Origin of the sequence: Methylosinus trichosporium OB3b (genome assembly GCF_002752655.1) — a bacterium.
Classification (GTDB): domain Bacteria; phylum Pseudomonadota; class Alphaproteobacteria; order Rhizobiales; family Beijerinckiaceae; genus Methylosinus; species Methylosinus trichosporium.
The window spans coordinates 2,310,316-2,335,350 of record NZ_CP023737.1 but is presented as its reverse complement, the minus strand read 5'-3'; the positions used below and the strand labels follow the sequence as shown (position 1 = coordinate 2,335,350).

22 protein-coding genes and 1 other RNA gene are annotated in these 25,035 nt (G+C 67.8%); 5 read left to right on the top strand and 18 right to left on the bottom strand.

The annotated features are described in order from the left end of the window. Position 1: 1 nt before the first annotated feature. The 16 genes from CQW49_RS11240 to rimP all read right to left on the bottom strand — a co-directional run bounded on the left by CQW49_RS11240 (position 2) and on the right by rimP (position 16,632). On the bottom strand, positions 2-1,426 hold the full coding sequence (locus CQW49_RS11240; RefSeq protein WP_004448593.1) for a UDP-N-acetylmuramoylalanyl-D-glutamyl-2,6-diaminopimelate--D-alanyl-D-alanine ligase: 1,425 nt from the start codon (positions 1,424-1,426) through the stop codon (positions 2-4). After that, positions 1,423-2,874 carry a UDP-N-acetylmuramoyl-L-alanyl-D-glutamate--2,6-diaminopimelate ligase gene (locus CQW49_RS11235; RefSeq protein WP_004448594.1) on the bottom strand — a complete coding sequence of 484 codons (1,452 nt, stop codon included), beginning with the start codon at positions 2,872-2,874 and terminating at the stop codon, positions 1,423-1,425. The genes CQW49_RS11240 and CQW49_RS11235 overlap by 4 nt, the downstream gene beginning before the upstream one ends. After that, entirely contained in the window at positions 2,875-4,623 is a 1,749-nt protein-coding gene (locus tag CQW49_RS11230; RefSeq protein ID WP_004448595.1) for a peptidoglycan D,D-transpeptidase FtsI family protein, read from the bottom strand. Continuing rightward, positions 4,620-5,009 carry a cell division protein FtsL gene (gene ftsL, locus CQW49_RS11225; protein WP_004448596.1) on the bottom strand — a complete coding sequence of 130 codons (390 nt, stop codon included), beginning with the start codon at positions 5,007-5,009 and terminating at the stop codon, positions 4,620-4,622. Before ftsL ends, CQW49_RS11230 begins: the two co-directional genes overlap by 4 nt. After that, a complete protein-coding gene (gene rsmH, locus CQW49_RS11220) occupies positions 5,009-6,025 on the bottom strand; it encodes a 16S rRNA (cytosine(1402)-N(4))-methyltransferase RsmH (RefSeq protein WP_004448597.1) in 1,017 nt (338 codons plus the stop codon). The genes ftsL and rsmH overlap by 1 nt, the downstream gene beginning before the upstream one ends. Positions 6,026-6,275: 250 nt before the next feature. After that, positions 6,276-6,664: RNase P RNA component class A (gene rnpB / locus CQW49_RS11215), an RNA gene on the bottom strand. A 407-nt stretch (positions 6,665-7,071) separates the two neighbouring features. Then, positions 7,072-7,914: a glutamate racemase gene (gene murI, locus CQW49_RS11210; protein ID WP_004448599.1), complete on the bottom strand. Its 843-nt coding sequence runs from the start codon at positions 7,912-7,914 to the stop codon at positions 7,072-7,074. Between the two features lie 22 nt (positions 7,915-7,936). Continuing rightward, entirely contained in the window at positions 7,937-8,485 is a 549-nt protein-coding gene (locus CQW49_RS11205) for a GrpB family protein (protein ID WP_004448601.1), read from the bottom strand. A 34-nt stretch (positions 8,486-8,519) separates the two neighbouring features. Next, positions 8,520-9,419, bottom strand: coding sequence for a tRNA pseudouridine(55) synthase TruB (gene truB / locus CQW49_RS11200; RefSeq protein ID WP_004448603.1), 900 nt, complete (start codon positions 9,417-9,419; stop codon positions 8,520-8,522). Beyond that, complete coding sequence (gene rbfA, locus CQW49_RS11195) at positions 9,416-9,805, bottom strand: 30S ribosome-binding factor RbfA (RefSeq protein WP_004448605.1); 390 nt, start codon at positions 9,803-9,805, stop codon at positions 9,416-9,418. The genes truB and rbfA overlap by 4 nt, the downstream gene beginning before the upstream one ends. Before the next feature lie 61 nt (positions 9,806-9,866). Continuing rightward, positions 9,867-10,208, bottom strand: coding sequence for a hypothetical protein (locus tag CQW49_RS24565; RefSeq protein ID WP_155931276.1), 342 nt, complete (start codon positions 10,206-10,208; stop codon positions 9,867-9,869). Then, positions 10,205-10,441: a hypothetical protein gene (locus CQW49_RS24560; RefSeq protein WP_155931277.1), complete on the bottom strand. Its 237-nt coding sequence runs from the start codon at positions 10,439-10,441 to the stop codon at positions 10,205-10,207. The genes CQW49_RS24565 and CQW49_RS24560 overlap by 4 nt, the downstream gene beginning before the upstream one ends. Positions 10,442-10,733: 292 nt before the next feature. Then, positions 10,734-13,430 carry a translation initiation factor IF-2 gene (infB, locus tag CQW49_RS11185; RefSeq protein WP_099831782.1) on the bottom strand — a complete coding sequence of 899 codons (2,697 nt, stop codon included), beginning with the start codon at positions 13,428-13,430 and terminating at the stop codon, positions 10,734-10,736. After that, entirely contained in the window at positions 13,423-14,139 is a 717-nt protein-coding gene (locus CQW49_RS11180; protein ID WP_003614629.1) for an RNA-binding protein, read from the bottom strand. The genes infB and CQW49_RS11180 overlap by 8 nt, the downstream gene beginning before the upstream one ends. Positions 14,140-14,160: 21 nt before the next feature. Then, positions 14,161-15,828: a transcription termination factor NusA gene (nusA, locus tag CQW49_RS11175; RefSeq protein WP_003614632.1), complete on the bottom strand. Its 1,668-nt coding sequence runs from the start codon at positions 15,826-15,828 to the stop codon at positions 14,161-14,163. Positions 15,829-15,867: 39 nt separating this feature from the next. Next, entirely contained in the window at positions 15,868-16,632 is a 765-nt protein-coding gene (rimP, locus tag CQW49_RS11170; protein ID WP_040566472.1) for a ribosome maturation factor RimP, read from the bottom strand. A 435-nt stretch (positions 16,633-17,067) separates the two neighbouring features. Here rimP and CQW49_RS11160 point away from each other — a divergent pair, with 435 nt between their 5' ends. Together CQW49_RS11160 and CQW49_RS11155 are read left to right on the top strand one after the other, a co-directional pair. Beyond that, positions 17,068-18,006 carry a DUF1152 domain-containing protein gene (locus tag CQW49_RS11160; RefSeq protein ID WP_003614636.1) on the top strand — a complete coding sequence of 313 codons (939 nt, stop codon included), beginning with the start codon at positions 17,068-17,070 and terminating at the stop codon, positions 18,004-18,006. Positions 18,007-18,077: 71 nt separating this feature from the next. Then, positions 18,078-18,572, top strand: a complete 495-nt coding sequence (locus tag CQW49_RS11155; protein WP_003614638.1) for a hypothetical protein — start codon at positions 18,078-18,080, stop codon at positions 18,570-18,572. 23 nt (positions 18,573-18,595) lie between these two features. Here CQW49_RS11155 and mutT read toward each other — a convergent pair whose 3' ends face one another. After that, entirely contained in the window at positions 18,596-18,997 is a 402-nt protein-coding gene (mutT, locus tag CQW49_RS11150; RefSeq protein WP_003614640.1) for an 8-oxo-dGTP diphosphatase MutT, read from the bottom strand. 14 nt (positions 18,998-19,011) lie between these two features. Then, on the bottom strand, positions 19,012-19,548 hold the full coding sequence (locus CQW49_RS11145; protein WP_003614642.1) for a hypothetical protein: 537 nt from the start codon (positions 19,546-19,548) through the stop codon (positions 19,012-19,014). Positions 19,549-19,810: 262 nt separating this feature from the next. Between CQW49_RS11145 and recA the strand changes: the two genes are divergently transcribed. From recA to CQW49_RS11130, 3 genes are all read left to right on the top strand, one after another. Further along, positions 19,811-20,887 (top strand): recombinase RecA, encoded by a 1,077-nt coding sequence (gene recA, locus CQW49_RS11140; protein WP_003614644.1) that lies wholly within the window; start codon positions 19,811-19,813, stop codon positions 20,885-20,887. A 209-nt stretch (positions 20,888-21,096) separates the two neighbouring features. Next, positions 21,097-23,790, top strand: a complete 2,694-nt coding sequence (gene alaS, locus CQW49_RS11135) for an alanine--tRNA ligase (RefSeq protein ID WP_003614645.1) — start codon at positions 21,097-21,099, stop codon at positions 23,788-23,790. Next, complete coding sequence (locus CQW49_RS11130; RefSeq protein ID WP_003614647.1) at positions 23,787-25,034, top strand: cyclic nucleotide-gated ion channel; 1,248 nt, start codon at positions 23,787-23,789, stop codon at positions 25,032-25,034. Before alaS ends, CQW49_RS11130 begins: the two co-directional genes overlap by 4 nt. Position 25,035 lies beyond the last annotated feature (1 nt).

The window sequence follows — 25,035 nt, the reverse complement described above, 5'->3', positions numbered from 1 at the left end:
TCTACTGCTCGGTCGCGCCATCCGACGCGGGAGCGAATTTCGTCCTTATCGCTTCGACGATCCGCGTCATGCGCGAGCCGTTCGAGCCTTTGATCATCACAACGTCGCCGGCGCCGAGCGAATCGAGCACTGCCTCCTCGAGCTCGCGCGCCGTGGCGCGATGCGCGCCGCGCATTCGCTCGGGCGCGGCGTAATAGAGCCGCGCCATCAGCGGTCCGGCGGTGAAGAGAAGATCGACGCCCGCCGCCTCCAGATCGGACGCCAGCTCGGCGTGCAATTCGGCGGCGCTCGGTCCGAGCTCCAGCATGTCGCCGAGCACGGCGACGCGCCGGCCGATCGGCCGCTCGGCGCCGAGCAGCTCGAGCGCGGCGCGCATCGAGGTCGGATTGGCGTTGTAGCTCTCGTCGATCAAGGTCAGCGGCACGGCGCCGGCGGGCAGCTGCTCGCGCCTTCCGCGACCCTTGGGCGGCGCGAATTCCGCGAGCGCCGCCGAGGCTTGCGCGAGATCGAGATCGAGCACATGGGCGATGGTCAGAACGGCGAGCGAGTTGAGCGCGAAATGGCGTCCCGGCGCGCCGATGCGATAGCGCAGCCGGCGCCCGAAAATATCGGCCTCGACGCTGTTCTCGCGCGGATCATAGGAGAGCAGCCGCGCCTGCGCGCCTTCGGACACGCCGAAGCCGAACACATGCGCGGCGCGCGAGGCGGCGGCGGCCTCGAGCATGCGCTCGAAGGTCTCGTCGTCGCGATTGAGTATGGCGACGCCGCCGTCGACGACGCCGGAGAAGATTTCCGACTTGGCGTCGGCGATCGCCTCTAGGCAGGCGAAATGCTCGAGATGCACCGGCGCGACGCGCGTCACCAGCGCGACATGCGGCTCGACCAGCGGCGCGAGCGCAGCGATCTCGCCGGCGTGATTCATGCCGATCTCGAACACGCCGAAGCGCGTCGCCGCCGGCATGCGCGCCAGCGACAGCGGCACGCCCCATTGATTATTGTAGGATGCGGCGGAGGCGTGCGCGGCGCCGAAGCGCGACAGCACGGCGGCGGCCATTTCCTTCGTCGAAGTCTTGCCGACGGAGCCGGTGACGCCGACGACATAAGCGGCGGAGCGCTCGCGCGCGCGCGCGCCGAGACGCTCCAGCGACTCCTGCACGTCCTTGACGACATAGAGCGGCGCGCGCCCGGCGAGCGCTCCCGCATGGGCCTCGTCGACGACGGCGCCGGCGGCGCCGCGCTCGAAGGCGGCGGCCACGAAGTCATGGCCGTCGCGCGCTTCGCCCTTGATCGCGAAGAAGAGGTCGCCCGGCGCGAGCGTGCGCGTGTCGATCGAGATTCCGGACGCGTCGCGCGGCAGGCCGCCGCTGACGCGCGCGCGCAGCGCTCCGACCAATCCGAGCCCCGACCATAGGGATTCTGCTTTCATTCGGCCTTGCCTCGCAACGCCGCCTCGACGACGGCCCGATCCGAAAAGGGGAGGACCTGATCGCCGATGATCTGGCCCGATTCATGGCCCTTGCCGGCGACGATCAAGGCGTCGCCGTCGCGCAGCCAGGAAATCGCCGTCTCGATCGCCGCGCGACGATCGCCGATCTCGTGAATCTGCGCGCTCCCCGCCGCGCGCGCGGCGGCGACAATGGCGGCGCGGATCATCGCTGGCTCCTCGCTGCGTGGATTATCGTCGGTGACGACGACGATGTCGGCGGCGCGCGCGGCGATCTCGCCCATGAGCGGCCGCTTGCCCTTGTCGCGGTCGCCGCCGGCGCCGAACACGACGACGAGCCGGCCCTTGGCCAATTCGCGCGCCGTCGCCAGCACCTTGTCGAGCGCGTCGGGCTTATGCGCATAATCGACGAACACCGGCGCGCCGTCGCGCTGGCCGATCAATTCGAGCCGCCCCGGCGCGCCGCGCAGGCTCGCGAGCGCGGCGAAGACGCGGCCCGGCGCTTCGCCGCTCGCGATCGCCATGCCGGCGGAAACGAGCGCATTGGAGATTTGAAAACCGCCGGCGAGCGGAAGATCGACGTCATAGGTCTCGCCCGCATGGCGCAGCGTCAGGCGTGTCGCGAGCGCGCTCGGCGCCACAGACAGCAGCTCGATCGCGCGGCCCTTCGCGCCGACATCGAAGAGCGCGAGGCCGCGGGCCGCGCAGACCGCCGCGACCCGCTCCGCGACCGCGCTGTCGGCGTCGATCACCGCGGTCTGTCCCGTCTGCAGCAGCGTGTCGAACAAGCGCATCTTGGCGGCGAAATACTCCTCGAGATCGCGGTGATGATCGAGATGGTCCCGCGAGAAATTGGTGAAGGCGCCGACGCAGAGCCGCACGCCGTCGAGCCGGCGCTGGTCTATGCCGAGCGAGGAGGCTTCCATCGCGAGATGCGTGACGCCGCCTGCGCAGAGCTCGTCGAGAGTCTGATGCAGCGCGACGGGACCGGGCGTCGTCAGCGCGCCATAATGCGCGCCGCTCTTGTCGATGAGGCCGATGGTGCCGAGCGAGGCGGCCTCGCGGCCGAGCGCGATCCAAATCTGGCGCAGGAAATCGACGACCGAGCTCTTGCCGCTGGTGCCGGTGACGGCGGCGACGATCCGCGGCTGGCGCGGATAGAATCGCGCCGCCGCATGGGCGAGCGAGGCGCGCACGTCGGGAACGACGACGAGCGGCAGGCTGACCTCCGCCGCGCGCGGCGCGACGACGACGCTCGCCCCGCGCGCGCGCGCGTCGGCGGCGTAGCCGAGGCCGTCGCCAGCATGTCCCGGCACGGCGAAGAAAGCGTAGCCGGTCCGGACCTCGCGGCTGTCGGCCGTGACGCCGGCGATGTCGAGATCGCCGAGCCCGGCCGTCGCCGCTTCGCCGAGCAGCTGCGAGAGCTTCATTCAATGTCCTCCGCCGCCGGTCGCCGGCGTGTTGGCGCGGGTGTAGCCGAGCTTGGCCAGGAGCGGGAACGGCTGCTGCGGCGCCTCGAAGCGCGGCGGCAGGCCGAGGATCGGCCCCGTGCGCTCGATGATCTGCGCCGTCACCGCGCCGGAATTATAGGCGGCGGTGGCGTAGCCGTGGGTCTCGGGCAGCCCCTGCGGCTCGTCCATGATGGTGAGGAACAGATATTTCGGCTTGTCGGACGGCGCCACGGCCATGAATGTGGTGAACAGGCGATTCTTCGAATAATGCTTACCGACGACCTTTTCGGCCGTGCCGGTCTTGCCGCCGACGTAATAGCCCTCGACGTCGACCTTCTTGGCCGTGCCGATCTCGGCGTTGAGCCGCATCAGATAGCGCATGGCCTCGCTGGTCTCGGCCTTCACCACCTGCGGCGCGTCCTTCTTGGCCTCGGCTTCGCTGCGCTTCAGAAAGGTCGGGGTGATGAGATAGCCGCCGTTCATCAAGGCGCCGACGGCCATCATCGCCTGCAGCGGCGCGACGGCGAGACCATGGCCGAAGGCGATGGTCATGGTGTTGAGCTCGCCCCAGTTCCGCGGCACGATCGGCTCGGCGCTCTCGGGCAGCTCGGTGCGCATGCGGCTGAGCTGGCCCATCTTGCGCAGGAACGCCTTATGCCGCTCGACGCCCTGGCCGAGCGCCATGCGCGCCGTTCCGATGTTGGACGAATAGGTGAACACTTCCGGCACGGTGAGCGCGCGGTTCTGCGCGTGATAATCGTGAATGCGGAAGCGGCCGAAGCTCAAGGCGCCGCGCGCGTCGAGCCGCGAGTTGAGATTGATCTTGCCGGAATCGAGCGCCATGGCGATGGTCAACGCCTTGAAGGTCGAGCCCATCTCGTAGACGCCGACATTCATGCGGTTGATATAGGTCTGGTCGCGCATGTCCGGGGGCTTGTTCGGATCATAGTCCGGCAGCGAGGCGAGGGCGATCACCTCGCCCGTGTTGACGTCGAGGATCGCCGCCGCGCCGGCCTTGGCCTTGAAATGCTCGACGCCGCGCGCCAGCACGTCGCGCAGCGCATGGGTCGCCCTGATGTCGACGGAGAGCGAGATCGGCCGCAGATCCTCCGGCGTGACGCTGAAGCCGAAGCCGTGCAGATCGGCGAGGCCCTGGCCGTCGATATATTTCTCGATTCCGGCGATGCCGGCGTTGTCGATGTTCACATAGCCGAGCACATGGGCGGCGATCGGTCCCGCGGGATAGACGCGCTTGTTCTCCGGCAGCAGGCCGACGCCGGGGAGGCCGAGATGGAACACCTCGTCGCGCTGATGCGGCGTCACCTCGCGCTTCACCCAGACGAAGCCCTTGCGCGAGCCCAAGCGCTCGCGCAGCTCGCGCGGGTCGACATTGGGCAGCACGGCGGTGAGCAGCTCGGTCGCCTCGTCCTTGTCGATGAGGCGGCGCGGCTCGGCGAACACCGACATGGTCTTCACATCGGTCGCGAGAATCTCGCCATTGCGGTCGAGCACGTCGGGGCGCGCGGCGGCGACCGCGTCGGCGGCGGCGCGGCGCATGGTCGGCGGCTCCGGCTTGAAGCCGAGATAGACGAGGCGCGCGCCGATGCCGAGATAGAGGCAGAGAAAGCCGCCGGCGACGAGGCGCATGCGGCCGCCTGTCTTGGCGATCGAGGTCGTGAACAGCGCCGAGAGCAGGCGCGGCTTCGGCGCGGTCGGTTGCGTCGTCATCGCGCTTTTCCTTTCGGCGTGGTCGGCGTCGGCTCGCTGGCGGCGGGCGTCGTCGCCGCGCCGCCGAGCCCGAGCGCGTCGAGCTTGCGGGCGATCGAATCGACGCGCTCCGCCTTCTCCGGCAGCGATTGGGCGGTCACGATCCGGCGGACGTCGAGCGGCTCGAGGTCGAGATATTTGTCGGAGAGCTCCTGCACGCGCTCGGGACGAGTGATGAACGACCATTCGGCGCGCAGCACCGCGATGGCGTCCTGCTCGGCCTTCACCTTGTGCTTCAGCTTGGTGATCTGCTCGGCGCGCAGGATCGTCTGATATTTGATCGAATAGGCGTAGACCGCCGATCCGATCAGCGCGACGATCGCGACGACATTGAGAAAGCGCAGCATCAGCGTCTCCTCGGAACGCGTTCGGGCAGGCGCGCGAGGCGCGCGAGCGCGTCGCCGACCGGCCGCGGCGGCGCGTCGGTCCGCGTCGCGACGCGCAGCCGCGCCGAGCGTGAGCGCGGATTTGCGGCGATCTCCCGTTCGGACGGCGCCAAAGGCTTGAAATCGTCGACGATGAAGGTCGGCGGCGGCGGGACCGGCTCGCCCGGCAGCCGCCGCGAGCGCGTCTCGCCGCGTCCCGAGCGCTCGGCGAGGAATTGCTTGACGATGCGGTCCTCGAGCGAATGGAACGAGACGATGACGAGCTTTCCGCCCGGCTTCAGCGCGCGCTCGGCGCCGGCGAGCGCGGCGACGAGCTCGCCGAGCTCGTCATTGACGGCGATGCGCAGAGCCTGAAAGCTCTTGGTCGCCGGATGAATCTCGCCCGGCCGGCCCGGCGCCGCGCGCTCGATGATCGCCGCCAGCGCGCCCGTCGTCTCGATCTTCCGCTCCAGGCGCGCATGGACGATGGCGCGGGCGATGCGCCGCGACGCTCGCTCCTCGCCGTAATGATAGAGGATGTCGGCCAGCGCCTCCTCCTCCGCTTCGGCGACGATATCGGCGGCGCTGCGGCCGCTGCCCTCCATGCGCATGTCGAGCGGGCCGTCGTTGCGGAACGAGAAGCCGCGCTCGGCCTCGTCGAACTGCATGGAGGAGACGCCGATGTCGGCGACGATTCCGTCGAGCGGCGCGAGGCCGGTCCGCCCGGCGACCTGCGCCAGCTCCGAAAAGCGCGCCTCGACGAGGGTGAGGCGCCCACCCGCGGCCGCGACCAGCGCCGCGCCGTCGCGAATCGCGCGCGGGTCGCGGTCGAGCGCGAGCACGCGGGTATTCTCATGGGCCAGAAGGGCGCGTGTGTAGCCGCCGGCCCCGAAAGTGGCGTCGAGATAGACGCCGCCGGATCGGGGGCCGAGCGCCGCCATCGCCTCGTCGAGCAGCACGGGAATATGCCGCATGGGCTGTTCCGGGGGCATGGTCATGAGGGCGCTCCGCGCCATGCGCGCCGGGCGCCGGCGCGCGAAGGACGGTCCCGCCGAGCGTCGGGAAGCATCATCGTATCGAGCACGAACGGAGAGCATGGAGAACCGAGAGGCGTCGAAACCGGCGCTGCGAGCGAAATAGCGGCATGACGCCGATGCGCCATTAAGACGTCCTCAGGGTTAAGGGAGCGTTGACGGGGTGGGCGGTCGGCGACAGGGCCGCGCCGGCCGACTGCCCACTGCCCCGAAACGAGCCAGCCGGCCTGTAAGCCGGGTTCTGTAAGGCGCGGGTTTCCCCGCGCGCGATGGCCATTCCTCTGGGACGGCAATTGCGTGCCGCCTCTAGCGACCAACCCGGGCGACGGCCCGGAGACAGGCCGTGGAAACATCGCTGCTTCCGAATTCGCCCCTATTCGGTCTTGCTCCCGGCGGGGCTTGCCATGCCTCGGACGTCGCCGCCCGAGCGGTGCGCTCTTACCGCACCCTTTCACCCTTGCCGCCGGCCCGAAGGATGGCGGCGGTTTGCTTTCTGTGGCGCTTTCCCTGGGGTCGCCCCCGCCGGACCTTATCCGGCGCCGTGTCTCCGTGGAGCCCGGACTTTCCTCTGCTCGTGAGAGCAGCGGCCATCCAGCCGACTGACTCCTCCGAGCGATAGGCGTCGCGCCCCGGAAGGTCAAGAAAAATGGGCGGGCGCGGCAGGCCGGCGCGGCGTCGGGGGAGCGCCGTCGCCGGTTCGGCGGCGCCGAATATTCTGCCGGCGTCGGCTCCGTCGGAGATTCATGAGACTTTCAGCTGTTAAGCTCGTGATGCGCGTCGGCTCCTGCAGGAGGCGGATAATCTTCGCCTTCATCCAAATGCAGGCCTGTTCCGGGCTCGGCGCGCATCCATTTTCGAGGGTCCGATTTTGAGCCAGGGTGGGTGAGATCGTCACGTCTTCGGACGGGTCCTCGCCGGCCACGGCGCCAAGCGGCTCGACGCAGGGGCGTTCCTCCGGCGATTTTCGAGCATTGGGGGCGAGGCGGCGTCCTCCGCGGCGCGTCTCGCCCTCAGCCTTGTGGGGCGTTTCGAGGCGACGCCGCGAATCCGAGGCGCGACAGAGCGGCGGCCAATGGCGGGACCGGCCGGGCGCCGCTGGTGAAGATCGCCCGAGGCGGCTCTCGAAACCCGATCCGATCGGCGCCGAACCGCTGCAGGAGCAGGCGGTCCGCCTGGCGGGCGATGGCCGGCGCCGGATCGATCCATTCCACCGGCCAGGGCGCGAGGCGACGGAAAAAATCCAGCAGCAGCGGATAATGCGTGCAGGCGAGCACGACCACATCGGTGCGCGCGCCGTCGGGACGCTGGACGAAGCAAGGCGCGATCTCGGCCGCGATCTCCGCCTCCGATACGGCGGCTCCGCGCAAAAAATCCTCGGCGATCGGGGCGAGACGCGACGAGCCCACCAAAGTCGCCTCGCAGCCCTCGGCAAAGCTGGCGATGAGCGCGCGCGTATAATCGCGCGTCACCGTGCCGGGGGTCGCCAGCACCGAGATGAGCCGCGAGCGCGAGCGTTCGGCCGCGGGCTTCACAGCCGGCACAGTGCCGACAAACGGAAGGTTCGGCCAGCGCGCCCGCAGATGCGGCAGAACGCGCGTGGAGGCAGTGTTGCAGGCGATGACCACGAGATCGGGCGCATGAGCGGCGACGAGGCTCTCCATCACCAGCATCACGCGCGCGACCAGCGCCTCTTCGGAGAGCGGCCCATAGGGGAATCCCGCATCGTCGGCGCAATAGAGAAGCGTCGCATGCGGACGCAGCTTGGCGACCTCGACAAAGACGGTGAGGCCGCCGAGTCCGGAGTCGAACACGAGGATTTTTGGCGCGGAAGAGATTGTTGGCGCGGAAGACATGGGCGGCCGGCTCCGATGTGCTTCAGCTCGCGAGGCGATGCGAGGGTCGCCCTTCGCTCACCCACAGCAGCGCCCGTTTTTCCGCTTCCTCGATCCAGGCGGCTTTCTCGTCTCCATAAGCGTGCGAATCGTTCGGGTGCAGATCGCGCGCGCGGCGCTTCTCGCGCGCATAGTCGCGAGCCGCTTCGGGATGCGCGCGCAGATAGTCGCGGAAAGCGAGATGGCGCTCCACATTCGGCGCCCCCGCTGCGAAGAAATGCAGCTGCGCGCGGCGGTGGCCGATGTCGTCGAGCGTGCAATAGCGTCGGCCCGCAATGCCCAGCTCGCCATGCCATTCGAAGCCGAGGCTCTCCACGCGGGAACGGAGCTGGTCGAGCGCGTCGACATCGGTCACGACCGGCATGAGATCGATGATCGGCTTGGCGACGAGCCCCGGGACCGAGGTCGAGCCGATATGATGGAGCGTCGCCAGAACCGAGCCGAGAACCTCGAGGCGCGCCGCCAAGCCGGCCGCGATCGCCGGCCAGGCGGGATCATAGTCGGCGAGGACCACGGGGATCGGCGGCGGCATGAGGCTCTCCGGCGAAGCAATGCCCGACTCTAGCTCAAAACGGCAGGTTGAACACGCGCGTCGGCTCGAGCGCGCCTTCCACGACCGGCCCGAAAGCGACCGGCACGCCGCCGCAGGCCGCATAGACGATGCCGTCATGCGGCGCGTCGCGCCCGCGCAAGATCAACGAGCCGCCTCGGCGCAGCCGCGCCGCCGCGTCGCGATCGACGATCACGCAGGGCAGCTCGGTGAGCCCCGCCTCGACGGAGAGCAGCGCATTGCCGGCCTCGCCGCCCTCGATCTCGTCGAGCGTGTAGGAATCGTCCTCGAAGAAGGGGCCGACGCGCGTGCGGCGCAGCGCCGTCACATGGCCGAAGCAGCCGATCAGCCGGCCGAGATCGCGCGCGATCGAGCGCACATAGGCGCCCTTGCCGCATTCCATCACGAGCTTGGCCTCATCCGCATTCGCGTCGACGAGGGTGAGCCGATGGATGGTGACGGGGCGCGGCTTCAGCTCCACGGTCTCGCCGTCGCGGGCGAGATCATAGGCGCGCTCGCCGGCGATCTTGATCGCCGAATATTGCGGCGGAATCTGCAGAATGTCGCCGGTGAAGCGCGGCAGCAGCGCCTCGATGTCGGCGATCGTCGGACGCGCCTCGCTCTCGCGCGTGGCCTTGCCGTCGGCGTCGTCCGTGTCGGTCTCTATGCCCCAGCGCACGGTGAAGGAATAGGCCTTCTCGCCGTCCTGCACGAAGGGCACGGTCTTGGTCGCCTCGCCGAAGGCGACCGGCAATATGCCGGAGGCGAGCGGGTCGAGCGTGCCGGCGTGTCCGGCCTTCTTGCCATTGTAGATGCGCTTCAAGCGCGAGACCGCATGCGTCGAGGTCATGCCGACGGGCTTGTCGAGCACCACCCAGCCGTCGACGACGGTGCGGGTCGATCTTCTCTCATTCATTGGCGGGCGCCGTTCTCGTCTTTTTCTTGATCCGAGGGGTGCTCCAAATCGCGGCGCACGCGCTCGGAATTCAGCAGCGCGTCGATGCGCGCGACATTGTCGAAACTGTCGTCGATGCGGAAGCGCACTTCGGGCGCGAATTTGAGATTGACGTGATGCGCGATCTCGCCGCGCAGGAATTTCTTGTGCCGCTCGAAGGCGCGCACCACCTCCTCCCCGTCCTTGCCGCCGAGCGGCATCACATAGACGGTGGCGAGCTTCAAATCGGGGCTCATCGCCACGCGCGAGACGGTGACGACATGCGTCTCGAGCACGGGATCGACGATCTCGCCGCGCGAGAGCATCTGAGCGAGGGAATGGCGGACGAGCTCGGCGACGCGCAACATGCGCTGCGACGGCTCCGCCCCATGGGCGTGATGGGTTCTGGACATTTGGCTCTTGGGGTGGCTATTCGATTTCGCGCTGCGAACCACGGATCATGGAGAGCAGCCGTTCGAACGCGCGAATTTCGGCCTTTTCCACACGCGCGTCGATCTTGTCCTCTATCGCTCCGGCGACGAACTCGGAAACGCCTTCCAGCTTGCCCGCGATCCGATCCACTTGGCGTTGAAGCTCGTGCAAATCTTTGCGAAGCTCTTTGTTCTCGGCTTTCAGAGACGCTACCGACCGTTCCAGGTCGAGGATGTTTTTTCCAAACTCTAGAAAGCGCCCCCAAGACAATTTCCATCCGCTCGTTTCGGGCTCTGTCGTTGGTGGAGGCGTGTGTCGTGTGTCGTTTTCGCCAGTCATTGCGATAGCCCGAGCCGACTATCGAAGATGTTGTCGATTCGCGTCAGCGTGCGGTCGATTTGCCGCCGTCGTATCTCGAATTCGAGACGGTCATGACGAGTCTCTTCGACAATCTCTCGCATCATTTCGGCGCTACGCTCCAATGACGCGAGAGCCGCCTCCATAGCAAGACTCGGATCTCCGATCGACGTATCGCCGTAAGACGCTTCTGTCAAAAAGCCCGGCTCGCCCACGACCCTCTTCGATGGCGAGAGCGTTCTCGAGAAACCTCCTCCACCTTCCGCGGAAAGGATTCTCGTCGAAACCGCGTCTGCTTTCAGCCGCCGTCCACTCGCGATCGAATCGTCGTCTTGCTCATGAGCCGCCGAGTCGATTCTGTCTCGCCAACTCTGAAGCTCGCGAGACAGCTTCATCAAATCCGAGGCGGCGCGAGGCAGAGCCGCGATCAGCTCGACGACCTCTTCCGCATTGAACGGGAACGATCGGCTCATCATTCGCTCCTCAGAAGGCTCGCAGCTTCGGCCCTCACAGCGTCCGCTTGATCTCCTCGATGCGATAGCACTCGATCACGTCGCCGACGCGCATGTCCTGATAGTTCTCGAACGCCATGCCGCATTCCTGCCCGGCCTGGACCTCCTTGACCTCGTCCTTGAAGCGCTTGAGCGTCGACAGCTTGCCCTCGTGGACGACGACATTGTCGCGGATGAGGCGCACATTGGCGCCGCGCTCCACCGAGCCGTCGGTGATGCGGCAACCCGCCACCTTGCCGACCTTGGTGATGTCGAACACCTCGAGGATCTGCGCATTGCCCAGCATGGTCTCGCGCAGCGTCGGCGCCAGCAGGCCGGACATCGCCGCCTTCACATCATCGACGAGATTGTAGATGATGTTGTAGTAGCGGATTTCAATGCCGCCGCGCTCGGACGCCTCGCGCGCTTCCTTATGGGCGCGCACGTTGAAGCCGATGACGACGGCGTTCGAGGCTTCCGCGAGGGCGATGTCGGACTCGGAAATTCCGCCGACGCCGGCGTGCACGATGCGCGCGCCCACCTCGTCGGTGCCGAGCTTGTCGAGCGCAGCGATGATGGCCTCCACCGAGCCTTGCACGTCGCCCTTGATGACGAGCGGGAACTCCTTGCGGCCGGCCGTCTTCAGCTGGCTCATCATGTCGGTGAGCGAGGTGCGCGCCCCGCCGCCGCGCGCCACCAGCTTCTCGCGGCGCTGACGCTCGCGATATTCGGTGATTTCGCGCGCGCGAGCCTCGGACTCGACCACAGCGACACGGTCGCCGGCCTCAGGCGTGCCGGAGAAGCCGAGAATCTCGACCGGGAAGGACGGGCCCGCGCTCGGGCAGACGGCGCCCTTGTCGTCGAGCAGCGCGCGCACGCGGCCCCATTGCGAGCCGGCGACGATGATGTCGCCGATGTGCAGCGTGCCGCGCTGCACCAGCACGGTGGCGACCGGGCCGCGGCCCTTGTCGAGCCGCGCCTCGATCACCGTGCCTTCGGCCGAGCGCTCGGGGTTGGCCTTGAGGTCGAGCACTTCCGACTGCAGGATGATGGCGTCGAGCAGCTTGTCGAGATTGAGCTTCTCCTTGGCGGAAACCTCCACCTCCAGCGTCTCGCCGCCGAAGGTCTCGGTCTGCACCTCGTGCTGCAGCAGCTCGGTGCGCACGCGCTCCGGCTTGGCGTCGGGCTTGTCGATCTTGTTGATCGCGACGATGAGCGGCACCTCCGCCGCCTTGGCGTGATGGATCGCCTCGATCGTCTGCGGCATGACGCCGTCGTCGGCCGCGACCACCAGGATCACGATGTCGGTCACCTTGGCGCCGCGTGCGCGCATCGCCGTGAAGGCGGCGTGGCCGGGCGTGTCGATGAAGGTGATCGGCGCGCCGTTCGGCGCCGTCACCTGATAGGCGCCGATATGCTGCGTGATGCCGCCGGCTTCGCCCGCGACCACATTGGCCTGGCGGATCGCGTCGAGCAGCGAGGTCTTGCCGTGGTCGACATGGCCCATGATGGTGACGACCGGCGGACGGCTCTCGAGCGCGTCCTCGGCGTCGGGCATGTCGAACAGGCCTTCCTCCACATCCGACTCGGCGACGCGCTTGACGGTGTGGCCGAGCTCCTCGGCGACGAGCTGCGCCGTGTCGGCGTCGATCACATCGGTGATCTTGTGCAGCGCGCCCTGCTTCATCAGCAGACGGATCACATCGACGCCGCGCTCCGACATGCGGTTGGCGAGCTCCTGAATGGTGATGGTCTCGGGCAGGATGACCTCGCGCGCGATCTTTTCCTTCTGCTCGGCCTGGCCGAAGGATTTGAGGCGCTGCGTGCGGCGGCGGAAGGCCGCGACCGAGCGCGTGCGCTCCTCCTCCTCCGACGTCGCGGTGGAGACGGTGAGGCGGCCGCGGTCCTTCTGCGCGCCGCCGCGCGACGGCGTCGGGCGCGGCGGCGTCGGCGCCTTCACCGCGATCACGCCGGCGGGGCGACGGGCCACGAGGCGCTTGGCGTCGGCGTTCTCGCCGGCCGGCTGCGGCGCGGCTCCTCCGGCCGGACGCGGGGCGCCTTCGCGCGGGGCCGTCGTCGTCGGACGGGGAGCGGCGGCGGGACGCGCCGCCGCGCTCGCGGGCTGCGGCTCGGGCGCGCCGCCTCCGGCCAGACGCCGACGCGCCTCCTCCTCCGATTTGCGTTTCGTCTCGGCTTCACGCGCGAGACGGGATTCCTCCTCGCGCTTACGCGCTTCGGCGGCGGCGCGCTCGGCGCGCTCGCGCTCCTCGCGTTCGGCGCGCGCCTTGGCCTCCGCCTCGGCGCGGCGGCGATCCTCCTCCTCGCGCGTGCGCGCATCGACCAGGGCGCGAGCGCGGGCTTCGCGCTCCTCGTCGGTCAGAGCGCGCAGAACGACGCCGGCCCCTCGCTTGGGCGCGGGCGCATGCGACCTCTCGGCGCGCGGGGGAGGCGGCGGCGGCGACGATGGAGCGGGCGCGGACGGAGCCGCCGCCGACGGAGCCGCTGTGGACGGCGCCGCCGCGGCGGGCGTGGGCTTGGTCGGCTCGACATGCCCCGGGGCGCGGCGCTTCACCTTCTCGACCACGACCACCTTCGAGCGGCCGTGGGGGAAGCTCTGCCGCACCATGCCGCCGTGTTCCGTCGGACGCTGCTTCAGATGCAGCGTCTTCGACGGGGCGGTCCCCTTCTCGCCGGTGTTCTCGGTCTCACTCATCCAGTTTCCGATCCTCGGGCTGCGCCGGTTCGTTGGCGTCGGCCGTCGGGCCGACGGTGTTCGCGTGATCGTCGCCGCTCTCTTCCGCTTGATTCCGAGCGTTTTCGCCTCGATAGGCGGAGAGACGGCGGCAGCGCGTCAAAAAGGCCTGCGTCGGTCCGCCCGGCGCGAGGGCTGCATGTATCACATTTGTGCGGCCCAAAGCCAAACCCAATTGCGACGAATCGAAGAGAGCGATCGTCGCGGGCGGCTCGGCCGCTCCTCCTGCGGCGGAGGCCGCGCGACGCGCCGCTTGCGCGAGCTTGCGCCTGCCCTCCGACGAGCCGTCGCGCGCCTCGAGCACCGCGGCCACAGCGCCTTTCTCGAGCGCGTCGCAGACCTTGCCGAAACCCGTCGTCACCGCGCCGGCCTTGTTGGCGAGAGCCAGCGACTGCAGGCAATCGGTCTCGAGCAGACGGTCCACATCCTGCGGCAGCGTCGGCGAGACGGAGATCTCGGCCTTCAACTGACGGGCGAAAGCGCGCTTCTTCAGAGCCTCGGCGACGAGATCGGAGCGTCCCGTCACCCAGGCTCCGCGGCCCGGCAGGCGCGCCCTTATGTCCGGCGTGAGAACGCCGTCCGGCGCGCGCACGAAGCGGATCATCGCCTCCGGCGCGTCGCGCCGTCGCGTCACGATGCACATCCGCTCGCTCGCCTCTGCGTCTCTCACCTGGACCCCGCTCCTATTCCGCTATTCCGCCGCGCCGTCGGCCGCTTGCGCCGGCGTCTCCTCGACCGCTGCTTCGGCGGTTCCTTCGACCTCGCCTTCGGTCGCTTGCTCCGCCTCTTCCCCGCTCTCCTCGGCGGGCGCCGGCGCCTCGATCCAGCCGGCGCGCACGCGCGCGGCCATGATCATCGCCTCGGCCTCCTCGCGCGAAATGTCGACGCCGTCCAGGAAGCCCGTCTGCTTGATGGTCTCGCCATTCTTCTTCTCGGTCCAGCCGACGAGGTCGTCGGGCACGCAGCCCGCGAGATCCTCGATCGACTTCACATCGTTCTCGCCGAGCTTGACCATGATGGCGGTGGTGATCCCATCGATCTCCTTCAACTCGTCGAGCACGCCGAGCTCCTTGCGGCGGGCCTCGTTCTCGGCCTCGACCCTTTCCAGATAGTTACGCGCGCGATTCTGAATCTCGGCGGCCGTGTCCTCGTCGAAGCCCTCGATCGTCGCCAGCTCGGCGAGATCCACGAAGGCGAGATCCTCGACCGAGGTGAAGCCTTCGGAGGCGAGCAGGCGTCCGACCACCTCATCCACGTCGATGGCGTTCATGAACACTTTGGTCCGCTCGATGAACTCGCGCTGACGGCGCTCCGATTCCTCGGCCTCGGTCAGAATGTCGATGTCCCAGCCGGTGAGCTGCGAGGCGAGGCGGACATTCTGGCCGCGCCGTCCGATGGCGAGCGACAATTGATCGTCCGGCACCACCACCTCGATGCGCGCCGTGTCCTCGTCGAGCACCACCTTGACGACCTCGGCCGGCTGCAGCGCATTGACGATGAAGGTCGCGGCGTCCGCCGACCAGGGAATGATGTCGATGCGCTCGCCCTGCAGCTCGCCGACGACCGCCTGCACGCGCGAGCCGCGCATGCCGACGCAGGCGCCGACCGGATCGATCGAGGAATCGCGCGAGATGACGGCGATCTTGGCGCGCGAGCCGGGGTCGCGGGCGACCGACTTCACCTCGATGACATTGTCGTAGATCTCCGGCACCTCCTGGCGGAACAGCTTGGCCATGAATTGCGGATGCGTGCGGGAGAGGAAGATCTGCGGCCCGCGCTGCTCGCGGCGCACGTCATAGACATAGGCGCGCACGCGGTCGCCGGGGCGGAAGGTCTCGCGCGGGATCATCTCGTCGCGGCGGATGATCGCCTCGCCGCGGCCGAGATCGATGATCACATTGCCATATTCGACGCGCTTGACGACGCCGTTGACGATCTCGCCGATGCGGTCCTTGAATTCCTCATATTGGCGGTCGCGCTCGGCCTCGCGCACCTTCTGCACGATAATCTGCTTGGCCGATTGCGCGGCGATGCGGCCGAAGTCGAAGGGCGGCAGCGTCTCGGAGATCCAGTCGCCGACCTGCGCCGCCGGATTGCGCTTGCGCGCGTCCTCGATGGAAATCTGCGTCGCGTCGTTGTCGACGAGATCGACGACGAGCAGCAGGCGCGAGAAACGCACCTCGCCGCTCTTCGGATTGATCTCCGCGCGCACCTCGGTCTCCTGCCCATAGCGCGAGCGCGCCGCTTTTTGCAGCGCGTCCTCCATGGAGGCGATGACGATCTGGCGGTCGATCGATTTCTCGCGCGCGACCGCATCGGCGATCTGCAGGATTTCCAACCTGTTGGCGCTGACGGCCATCTGTCGCTCCTCAATAAGAGCCGGCTCCGGAGCGGCGCGTCAGACGCGCGTGCGACCGGGCCCGCCTCCTTTTTTCAACCCCGCCTGAATTCCGGCTGGAACCAGCGGCTTGGCCTTTTGCTTCGCCGCGGCGGCGAAACGGCCCGGACCGCGGCGCGGACGCTCCTGCGCCGCGCCGGCCTCCTCTTGCTCTTGGTCTTGCTCCGCGTCGGCCTTGCCGGCGCGCAGCGATTCACGGATCAGCGCCTCGGTCAGCATCAACTTGGCCTCGTCGAGGTCGCGCAGAGGCAAGCGCACCGTCTTCTCTTCGTCCGGCGGCGCATCCTTGCGCTCGAGCGTCGCCACCGCCTCGCGTCCCTCGCCCTCGACGGCGATGATATCGCCTCGAAATCGCTTGCGGCCAGACGCCAGCGGCAGCGTCAGCTCTATTTTCGCCTCCTGGCCGATGGCGCGGCGAAAATCCGAGACCCGCACCAGCGGCCGATCGATGCCGGGCGAGGACAATTCGAGCCGATAGGCGTCGGCGATCGCATCCTCGACGTCGAGCTCGGGCGAGAGCGCCTGGCTCGCGGCCTCGCAATCCTCGATCGTCATGGTCCCGTCGGGTCGTTCGGCCATGATCTGCAGAATGACGCCGTTCTGCGAAAGAATGCGCGCCCGCACCAGACGATAGCCGAGCTGCGCCAGCACGGGCTCGGCGATATGGGCGATGCGCGCCGCAACGCCGGTCTCGCCGCAGAGGCGCGGCTCGTCGAGCGGAGCGGTGTCGGCGCTGGCGGCGGGCGTTTCTGCCAAGCGGCTCATCCTCGGGTTCGAAGCGTCGGGGCCGGCGCAAACGAAAAAGAGCGGGGTCCCGGCCGGGCCCCACTCTCAAGCAGCGATCACGAGCGTGATCGTTATGAGATGGAAACTGCGGCTTTATAGACTCGAAGGGCGGCCGAATGCAAGGAAAAGCTGCGCCAGCGACGCTTTTGCTCGACCAGCGCGGCGAAGGCTCCGAGGTCGCCTGGCGAGCTGTCGCCGAGCCGGGCGCCGCGCCTCCGTCCGACCTCGACCCGAGCGCCGCCCCGTGGGCCGGCGGCAGAATCGGTCGGCCGTGGCCGCCTAGGAACGATCGTCGGCAGAGAGCCGCCTCAGACTCGACAACGGGCCGAAAAAGCGCCTTCGGCGGCCGTCTTCTGATGATGATTGCCGGATCGATCGAAAGAGAATAGGTTTTCGGTCGAGTGAGATGAATTGATGCGAATTCCTTTTTTTCGTGAGCTGGAAACGTCACGGCGAGTGCTGATCGCCGGTTGCGGGGGCGGTTTCGACATCGTCAGCGGGCTGCCCCTCTATGTCGCGCTCCAACATCAGGGCAAGCGCGTCTTTCTGGCCAATCTCTCCTTCGCGCGAGTCGATCTCGCCTGTCCCAAGAAAATCGGCCCGTCCGCTCGACTCGTCGATTTCGATAGCCGCATGCAGGGCTATTTTCCCGAGCGCCATCTCGTCGACTGGCTGGCTGCGAGGGGAGACGAGCCGAAGATCTTCGCCTTCGAGAAGTCCGGGGTGCGGCCGACATGTCGGTCCTACGAAGCCCTCGTGAGGCTACTCGACATCGACACGCTCATCCTCGTCGACGGAGGAACCGACAGCCTGATGAAGGGCGACGAGGCGGCGCTCGGCACGATCGAAGAGGACGCGCTGTCCATCGTGGCGGCCAATGAGACCGCATGCCCACGCAAGTTTCTCGTCTGCCTCGGCTTCGGCGTCGATCATTTTCATGGCGTCTGCCATCACTCTTTTCTGGAGAACGCGGCCGAGTTGATCCGATCCGGCGGCTTCCTCGGCTGCGTCTCCGTCTCCGCGGGAGAGCCGGAAGGCGACGCTCTGCTGGACGCCGTCGATTTCCTGAACGCGCGGCAGCCGAGCTCGAAAAGCATCGTCGCCAATTCGATCGCATCGGCGCTGCGCGGCGACTTCGGCGACCGGCATGCGACCGAGCGAACGCGCGGCTCGGAATTATTCGTCAACCCACTGATGTCGCTCTATTGGTGCTTCCGCCTCGAAGCTGTCGCCCGGAAAATGGGGTTCTATGACGCGATAGCGGGCTCGGAGACATTCCATGAGATCGAGTCGGCGATCCGCATTCACCATGCGCGCGTCGCCAAGCGAGATTGGAAGAACCTGCCTTTGTAAGCCCATCATGCGTCACGGGCGTCGCGCCTCGGACCCCATAAATTTATGCGAGCCTGTCGAAAGGGCGGTCGATGACAGAAGCAGAAGGCGTGAACCGGCGGCTGTTCTCGTTGGAGCTGGCGATCCTCGTCGTTCCGACTGTCGGCTTTTTTGTCGTCTATTCCTGCGCTCTGACATTCTTGGTCCTGTCTATGGCCGGCGATCTGTGCGCTGCGCTCGTTGCACGACGTCCGCCGCCGTCGGGACTGTTCTGGCTCACTCTCGAGCTCTCCGGTTTCTGGCTGCTCGGCGCTGGAATGTGGCGAGGCGTCTTCTTGCTCGCGCCTGCGGCCGCTCGCTTTCTCCATGGTTCGAGCGTCGAGCCGAAGCATCTGCTGATCGGTTGCGCCTGGATCGCGCCCGCTCTCGTCGCCCTGACGATTTTCACATTCGGAGGGGGCGAGTCGCGTCCCTGGGGCGTTTCGGGAGGCGCTTTTTCAGCGGCGCTGGCGTTTTACGGCAGTGGCTCCGCGCTGTTGGTTCCGCTCGCGCACATGTGGATGGGGATTTCGACCTCTTCTCGCTGACGGCGAGAGCGACGCGGCCCCGCTCAGCCGAGCAGCGCGACGAGCGGCGCGATCAGCGGCGCGTCGGCGGGCGGCATTTGCGCCGCGTCCAGCTCGCCCGGCCGCGCCCAGGCGAGCGCCTGTCCCTCGCGCGACTGCGGCTCCCCGCTCCAGCGGCGGCAGAGATAGAGCGGCATCAGCAGATGGAAGGCCTCATAGGCGTGGCTCGCAAAGGTCAGCGGCGTGAGATCGCGCGCGTCGACGATCACGCCGAGCTCCTCGGCGAGCTCGCGGACGAGCGCCTCCTCGGGACGCTCGCCGGGATCGAGCTTGCCGCCGGGAAATTCCCATAAGCCGGCGAGCTGCTTGCCTGGCGGGCGCTGCGCGATGAGCACGCGATCTTGCGCGTCGACGAGCGCGGCGGCGACGACGAGAAGAAGCGACAAAGACGTCTCCTGCTTCAATTGCCGGAGAGGATCATGCGGATCGGCTCGCTCTCCTTGCCGGTGACCTCGACCTCGTCATACATCGCGCCGCCTTCGCTGAGCCAGCGGCCCGCCGGCGTCCAGGTGAGCTGCGTCGCCACGAAATAGCGGCCGGGCGCCAGTTTGTCGAAGACGAAGCGGCCGGTGGCGTCGGCTTTGGTCGTGCGCATGAAGGAAAGATAGTCGGGGTCGTGCGTCGGCGATTGCGCCTGCTGCGCCGGGACGAATTTCTTGTCGCCGTAGAATTGCGCGAAGCGGGCCCGCGCGTAAGCGGTCGCCGGTATGAGGCGAACGACCTCGCCCGAGGCGTAGCGGACATCCACGCGGCCATGAGGATCGCGCAGGAACGCCTGGCCCTTGAGCGCGGTCTCGCCCTCCCGCCGGATGAAGGCCGCTTCGGCCGGATCGAAACGGCCCTGCGGCGGCGGCGGCGCGGCGCTCTGGCAGGCGCAGAGGGCGCCGGCGAAGAGCGCGACCGACGGGCGAGCCGCGCCGGCGAGGACGAAACGCATCGAACGACTCCTCGACAAAAAACTGTTTGGCCACTCTCGCCGCATCGGCGCGCGAAGACAAGGCTCGGCTTACGTGAAGGCGAACAAAAAAAGAACTTGGCGGCGAGAACAAAAGGGATACAATGATGGCGTTGGATGTTCCCGGGATCGGAGGCGACGAAGGCGAACGGCGCGAGCGCGTCGCCGTCCAATATGTCCTCGCGCGTCGATCCTCATCTTTATTGCGTCAGCCGCCCCACCCGTGCCAGAAGGAATCATCGCCGTGAGCCAAAGCAATCTCCGCCTCGTGGAAGGAACCTCCGTGGACAAGACCAAGGCGCTGGACGCCGCTCTGTCGCAGATCGAGCGCGCCTTCGGCAAAGGCTCCATCATGCGGCTCGGCAAGAACCAGAAGGCGGTCGAGATCGAGACGATCTCGACGGGCTCGCTGGGGCTCGACATCGCGCTCGGCGTCGGCGGCCTGCCGCGCGGCCGCGTCGTCGAGATTTACGGGCCGGAATCCTCGGGCAAGACGACGCTCACCCTGCATGTGATCGCCGAGGCGCAGAAGAAGGGCGGCGTCTGCGCCTTCGTCGACGCCGAGCATGCGCTCGATCCGGTCTACGCCCGCAAGCTCGGCGTCAATCTCGAGGAGCTGCTGATCTCGCAGCCCGACACGGGCGAGCAGGCGCTGGAGATCACCGACACTCTGGTGCGCTCGGGCGCGGTCGATGTGCTGGTCGTCGATTCGGTCGCGGCGCTGACGCCGCGCGCCGAGATCGAGGGCGAGATGGGCGAGGTGCAGCCGGGCTTGCAGGCGCGGCTGATGAGCCAGGCGCTGCGCAAGCTCACCGCCTCGATCTCGCGCTCCAACACGCTCGTCATCTTCATCAACCAGATCCGCATGAAGATCGGCGTCATGTATGGCTCGCCGGAGACGACGACCGGCGGCAATGCGTTGAAATTCTACGCTTCGGTGCGGCTCGACATCCGCCGCATCGGCTCGATCAAGGACCGCGACGAGGTCACGGGCAATCAGACGCGCGTCAAAGTGGTCAAGAACAAGGTCGCTCCGCCGTTCAAGCAGGTCGAGTTCGACATCATGTATGGCGAGGGCGTCTCCAAGGTCGGCGAGCTCGTCGATCTCGGCGTGAAGGCCGGCGTCGTCGACAAATCGGGCGCCTGGTTCTCCTTCGACAGCCAGAGGCTCGGACAGGGACGTGAGAACGCCAAGGCCTTTCTGAAGCAGAACAAGGAGGCCGCCGAGCGCATCGAGGCGGCGATCCGCGAGAACGCCGGCCTCATCGCCGAGCGCATCCTCGACGCCGGCGGCGAGGATGACGCAGCCGGCGAGGAATGAGCCGGACCGCGCCGCGAGCCTCGTCCATCCCGCGGAAAAGCCCTGTTTCCCTTCGCTGGCAAATGCTCTAGAAGGGCTCGGTTCGCGCCCGGGGCCTCGCGATTTTCGCGAGCGCCCGGGCGCGCAGAACGAGAGCGTCGCGGCCGGCCCGCCGCAAGAGGCCGGGCGACGCCGCGACACGATCGGCAACCTCGGGCCGAATGAGCACCATGAGTGGCGTCAACCAGATCCGCACGACCTTCCTCGACTTCTTCTCGCGCAATGGCCATGAGAAGGTCGCTTCCTCGCCGCTCGTCCCGCTGAATGATCCGACCTTGATGTTCACCAATGCGGGCATGGTGCAATTCAAGAATGTGTTCACCGGCTTCGAGAAGCGCCACTATGCGCGCGCGACCAGCGCGCAGAAATGCATGCGCGCCGGCGGCAAGCACAATGATCTCGACAATGTCGGCTACACCGCCCGGCATCTGACCTTCTTCGAGATGCTCGGCAATTTCTCCTTCGGCGATTATTTCAAGGAAGGCGCGATCGAGCTGGCCTGGACGCTCGTCTCTCGCGAGCTCGGCCTGCCGCGCGAGCGCCTTCTCGTCACCGTCTATCACGACGACGACGAAGCCTATGGCCTTTGGAAGAAGATCGCCGGCTTCTCCGACGACCGCATCATCCGCATCGCCTCCAGCGATAATTTCTGGAGCATGGGCGATCTCGGCCCCTGCGGCCCCTGCTCGGAAATCTTCTACGACCAGGGCGAGAGCGTCGCCGGCGGACCGCCCGGCAGTCCCGACGAGGACGGCGACCGCTTCCTCGAATTCTGGAACCTCGTGTTCATGCAATATGATCAGACGGCGCCGGGAGAGCGTGTCCCGCTGCCGCGTCCGTCGATCGACACCGGCATGGGCCTCGAGCGCATCGCCGCTCTGCTGCAGGGCGTCCATTCGGTCTTCGATATCGATCTGTTCCGCCGTTTGACCGGCGCGGTCGCCGACGCCACCGGAGTCGACGCCGCTGGACCGCAGGCCGCGAGCCATCGCGTCATCGCCGATCATTTGCGCGCCTCCGCCTTCCTCGTCGCCGACGGCGTCACGCCTTCGAACGAAGGTCGAGGCTATGTCCTGCGCCGCATCATGCGCCGCGCCATGCGCCATGCCCAGCTGCTCGGCGCCGCCGAGCCGCTGATGCATCGGCTCGTCGGCGCGCTGGTCACGGAAATGGCGCAGGCCTATCCCGAGCTGACGCGCGCGGAGCGCCTGATCCGCGACACGCTGCTGACCGAGGAGACGCGCTTTCGCCAGACGCTGGCGCGCGGCCTCGCCATCCTCGACGAGGAGACGGCGACGCTCGCGCAGGGCGGCAGCCTCTCCGGCGAGACCGCCTTCAAGCTCTACGACACTTATGGTTTTCCGCTCGACCTGACCGAGGACGCGCTGCGCTCGCGCGGGCTTTCCGTCGACAAGGCCGGCTTCGAGACGGCAATGGCGCGTCAGCGCGCCGAGGCGCGCAAGGCCTGGGCCGGCTCGGGCGAAACGGCGACCGAATCGGTCTGGTTCGCCATCGAGGAGCGTGTCGGCGCCACGGAATTTCTCGGCTATGACACCGAGAAGAGCGAAGGGATCGTCGTTGCGCTGCTGCACGACGGCGCCGAGACCTTCCGGCTCGAGCCCGGCGCACGCGGCGCCGTTCTCCTCAACCAGACCCCCTTCTACGCCGAGTCCGGCGGCCAGATCGGCGACATCGGCGAGATGCGCGCCAAGGGCGTGCGCTTCCGAGTGACCAACACACAGAAGAAGCTCGGCGGCCTCTTCGTCCATGAAGGCGTCGTGGAAGAAGGCGCGATCACTCCCGGCCTCGCGCTCGAGCTCGAGATCGACCACTCTCGCCGCAACGCGGTGCGCGCCAATCATTCGGCGACGCATATTCTGCACGAGGCGCTGCGCCGCGTGCTCGGCGATCATGTGGCGCAGAAGGGATCGCTCGTCGCGTCCGACCGACTGCGCTTCGACTTCACTCATCCAAAACCCCTCACCGAGGAGGAGGTCGCAGAGGTCGAGCGCATCGCCAATGAGGTGGTGCAGGACAATGCGCCCGTCGACACGCGGCTGATGGCGCAGGACGACGCCATCCACTCCGGCGCCCGCGCGCTGTTCGGCGAGAAATATGGCGACGAGGTGCGCGTCGTCTCCATGGGCTCGCTGTCGACGGGCCAGCCCTCGACGGACCTTGCGCCGACCGACCAGCATCACGCCTTTTCGGTGGAGCTGTGCGGCGGCACGCATGTGCGCCGCACCGGCGACATCGGCCTCGTCAGCATCGTCTCGCAGGGGGCGGTCGCCTCCGGCGTGCGCCGCATCGAGGCCAAGACCGCGGAGGCGGCGCGCGCGCAGCTCGTCGCCGATTCGCGGGCGTTGCGCGAGGTCGCGGCGCTGGTGCGCGTCCCCGTCGACGAGACGCCGGCGCGTCTCGCCGCTCTGCTCGAGGAACGAAAGCAGCTGGAGCGCGAGCTCGCCGAAGCCAAGCGCAAGCTGGCCATGGGCGGCGGCGCCAATGGCGCGGCCCCAGTGCGCGAGATCGACGGAATCAAGCTGTTCGCCAAAGCGGTGAGCGGCATCGACCCGAAGGATTTGAAGTCTCTGGTCGACGAGCAGAAGAAGGCGCTCGGCTCCGGCGTCGTCGCCATCGCCAGCGCCTCGGCCGACGGCAAGGCCGGCATCGTCGTCGGCGTGACCGCCGATCTGACGACGACCTACAACGCTGTCGATCTCGTGCGCGCCGCTAGCGAAAAGCTCGGCGGCAAGGGCGGCGGCGGACGCCCCGATCTCGCCCAGGCCGGCGGGCCCGACGCTTCCGCGCTCGAAGCGGCGCTCGCCGCCATCGAGGATCAGATGCGCATGAAGGCCGCGCAGTGAGGGACGAGGCGCAGCCGCTGCGCCTCGTCCGGCTGCGCCGTCGCACTCATTTCCTTCTCGACAGCGGCGGGGTCGGGGACCGAACCGCGCAATTGGTTCATGGCGCGCTGGTGACGCTCGTCATCCTGTCCGTCGCCGCGGTCGTTCTCGAGTCCGACGCCGACATCGCCGCGCGCTATGGCGCGATCTTCGCCGCCATCGAATATGTCGCCGTCGCGGCCTTCTCGGTGGAATATGCTCTGCGCCTCTGGAGCGCGCCCGAGCACAGGCTCTACGCCGATCTCCCGCCGCTGAAGGCGCGCGCCGCCTTTGCATTGTCGGCCTCGGCTCTCGTCGATCTCGCCGCCATCCTGCCGGCTCTTCTCTCCTTCTTCCTCACCGCGGATCTGCGCATCCTTCTGATCCTGCGGCTCGCGCGCTTCTTCAAGCTCGCCCGCTATTCTCCCGGCATCCGTTCGATCGTCGCCGTGCTCGAGGCCGAGCGAAAGGCGCTCGCCGCCACGGGAGTCGTCCTGTTCGGCGTCGTGCTGCTGATGGCCGCAGCCATGTATGTGGTCGAGCGCGACGCCCAGCCGGAGCATTTCCGCTCCATCCCCGCCTCCATGTGGTGGGCCATCCAGACCGTCGCCACGGTCGGCTATGGCGACGTCACCCCGACGACGGCGGCCGGCCGCATCGTCGCCGCTGTGACCATGGTGATGGGCTTCGTGATGCTCGGCCTGCCGGTCGGCATCGTCGCCACCGCCTTTGCGGAGGAAATCCACCGCCGCGATTTCGTCGTCACCTGGAGCATGGTGGCGCGAGCGCCGCTGTTCGCCACGCTCGACGCCTCGGCCATCGCCGAAATCATGCGCTATCTGCGCGCGCAGTCCCTGCCGCCCGGCGCTCTCGTCGTGCGACGCGGCGAACCGGCTCATTCGATGTATTTCATCGCCGCCGGCGAGGTGGAGATCGAGCTCGCGGAAGGCCCGGCGCGCCTCGGCGAAGGCCAGTTCTTCGGCGAGGTGGCGCTGCTGCGCAAGACCAGCCGCACAGCCAATGTGCGGGCGATCACGCCGATCAAGCTGCTCGTCCTCGACGCTTTCGACCTACATGTGTTCCTGCAGCGCAATCCCGAGGTGGGGCGGAGGATCGAGGAGGTCGCCGCCAGCCGCGCGGAGTTCCGCGCCCGTTCCCGCGACGGAGATTTGATCGAAGCGGAGATCGACGAGCGCGACATCGCGTCGCGCGCCGGCGCGCCCTAAA

Excerpts from the sequence above, each read along its gene's own strand:
- CQW49_RS11240 (WP_004448593.1), bottom strand. The coding sequence starts at position 1,426 with ATGAAAGCAGAATCCCTATGGTCGGGGCTCGGATTGGTCGGAGCGCTG.
- CQW49_RS11235 (WP_004448594.1), bottom strand. The coding sequence starts at position 2,874 with ATGAAGCTCTCGCAGCTGCTCGGCGAAGCGGCGACGGCCGGGCTCGGC.
- CQW49_RS11230 (WP_004448595.1), bottom strand. The coding sequence starts at position 4,623 with ATGACGACGCAACCGACCGCGCCGAAGCCGCGCCTGCTCTCGGCGCTG.
- ftsL (WP_004448596.1), bottom strand. The coding sequence starts at position 5,009 with ATGCTGCGCTTTCTCAATGTCGTCGCGATCGTCGCGCTGATCGGATCG.
- rsmH (WP_004448597.1), bottom strand. The coding sequence starts at position 6,025 with ATGACCATGCCCCCGGAACAGCCCATGCGGCATATTCCCGTGCTGCTC.
- murI (WP_004448599.1), bottom strand. The coding sequence starts at position 7,914 with ATGTCTTCCGCGCCAACAATCTCTTCCGCGCCAAAAATCCTCGTGTTC.
- CQW49_RS11205 (WP_004448601.1), bottom strand. The coding sequence starts at position 8,485 with ATGCCGCCGCCGATCCCCGTGGTCCTCGCCGACTATGATCCCGCCTGG.
- truB (WP_004448603.1), bottom strand. The coding sequence starts at position 9,419 with ATGAATGAGAGAAGATCGACCCGCACCGTCGTCGACGGCTGGGTGGTG.
- rbfA (WP_004448605.1), bottom strand. The coding sequence starts at position 9,805 with ATGTTGCGCGTCGCCGAGCTCGTCCGCCATTCCCTCGCTCAGATGCTC.
- CQW49_RS24565 (WP_155931276.1), bottom strand. The coding sequence starts at position 10,208 with ATGACTGGCGAAAACGACACACGACACACGCCTCCACCAACGACAGAG.
- infB (WP_099831782.1), bottom strand. The coding sequence starts at position 13,430 with ATGAGTGAGACCGAGAACACCGGCGAGAAGGGGACCGCCCCGTCGAAG.
- nusA (WP_003614632.1), bottom strand. The coding sequence starts at position 15,828 with ATGGCCGTCAGCGCCAACAGGTTGGAAATCCTGCAGATCGCCGATGCG.
- rimP (WP_040566472.1), bottom strand. The coding sequence starts at position 16,632 with ATGAGCCGCTTGGCAGAAACGCCCGCCGCCAGCGCCGACACCGCTCCG.
- CQW49_RS11160 (WP_003614636.1), top strand. The coding sequence starts at position 17,068 with ATGCGAATTCCTTTTTTTCGTGAGCTGGAAACGTCACGGCGAGTGCTG.
- CQW49_RS11155 (WP_003614638.1), top strand. The coding sequence starts at position 18,078 with ATGACAGAAGCAGAAGGCGTGAACCGGCGGCTGTTCTCGTTGGAGCTG.
- CQW49_RS11145 (WP_003614642.1), bottom strand. The coding sequence starts at position 19,548 with ATGCGTTTCGTCCTCGCCGGCGCGGCTCGCCCGTCGGTCGCGCTCTTC.
- alaS (WP_003614645.1), top strand. The coding sequence starts at position 21,097 with ATGAGTGGCGTCAACCAGATCCGCACGACCTTCCTCGACTTCTTCTCG.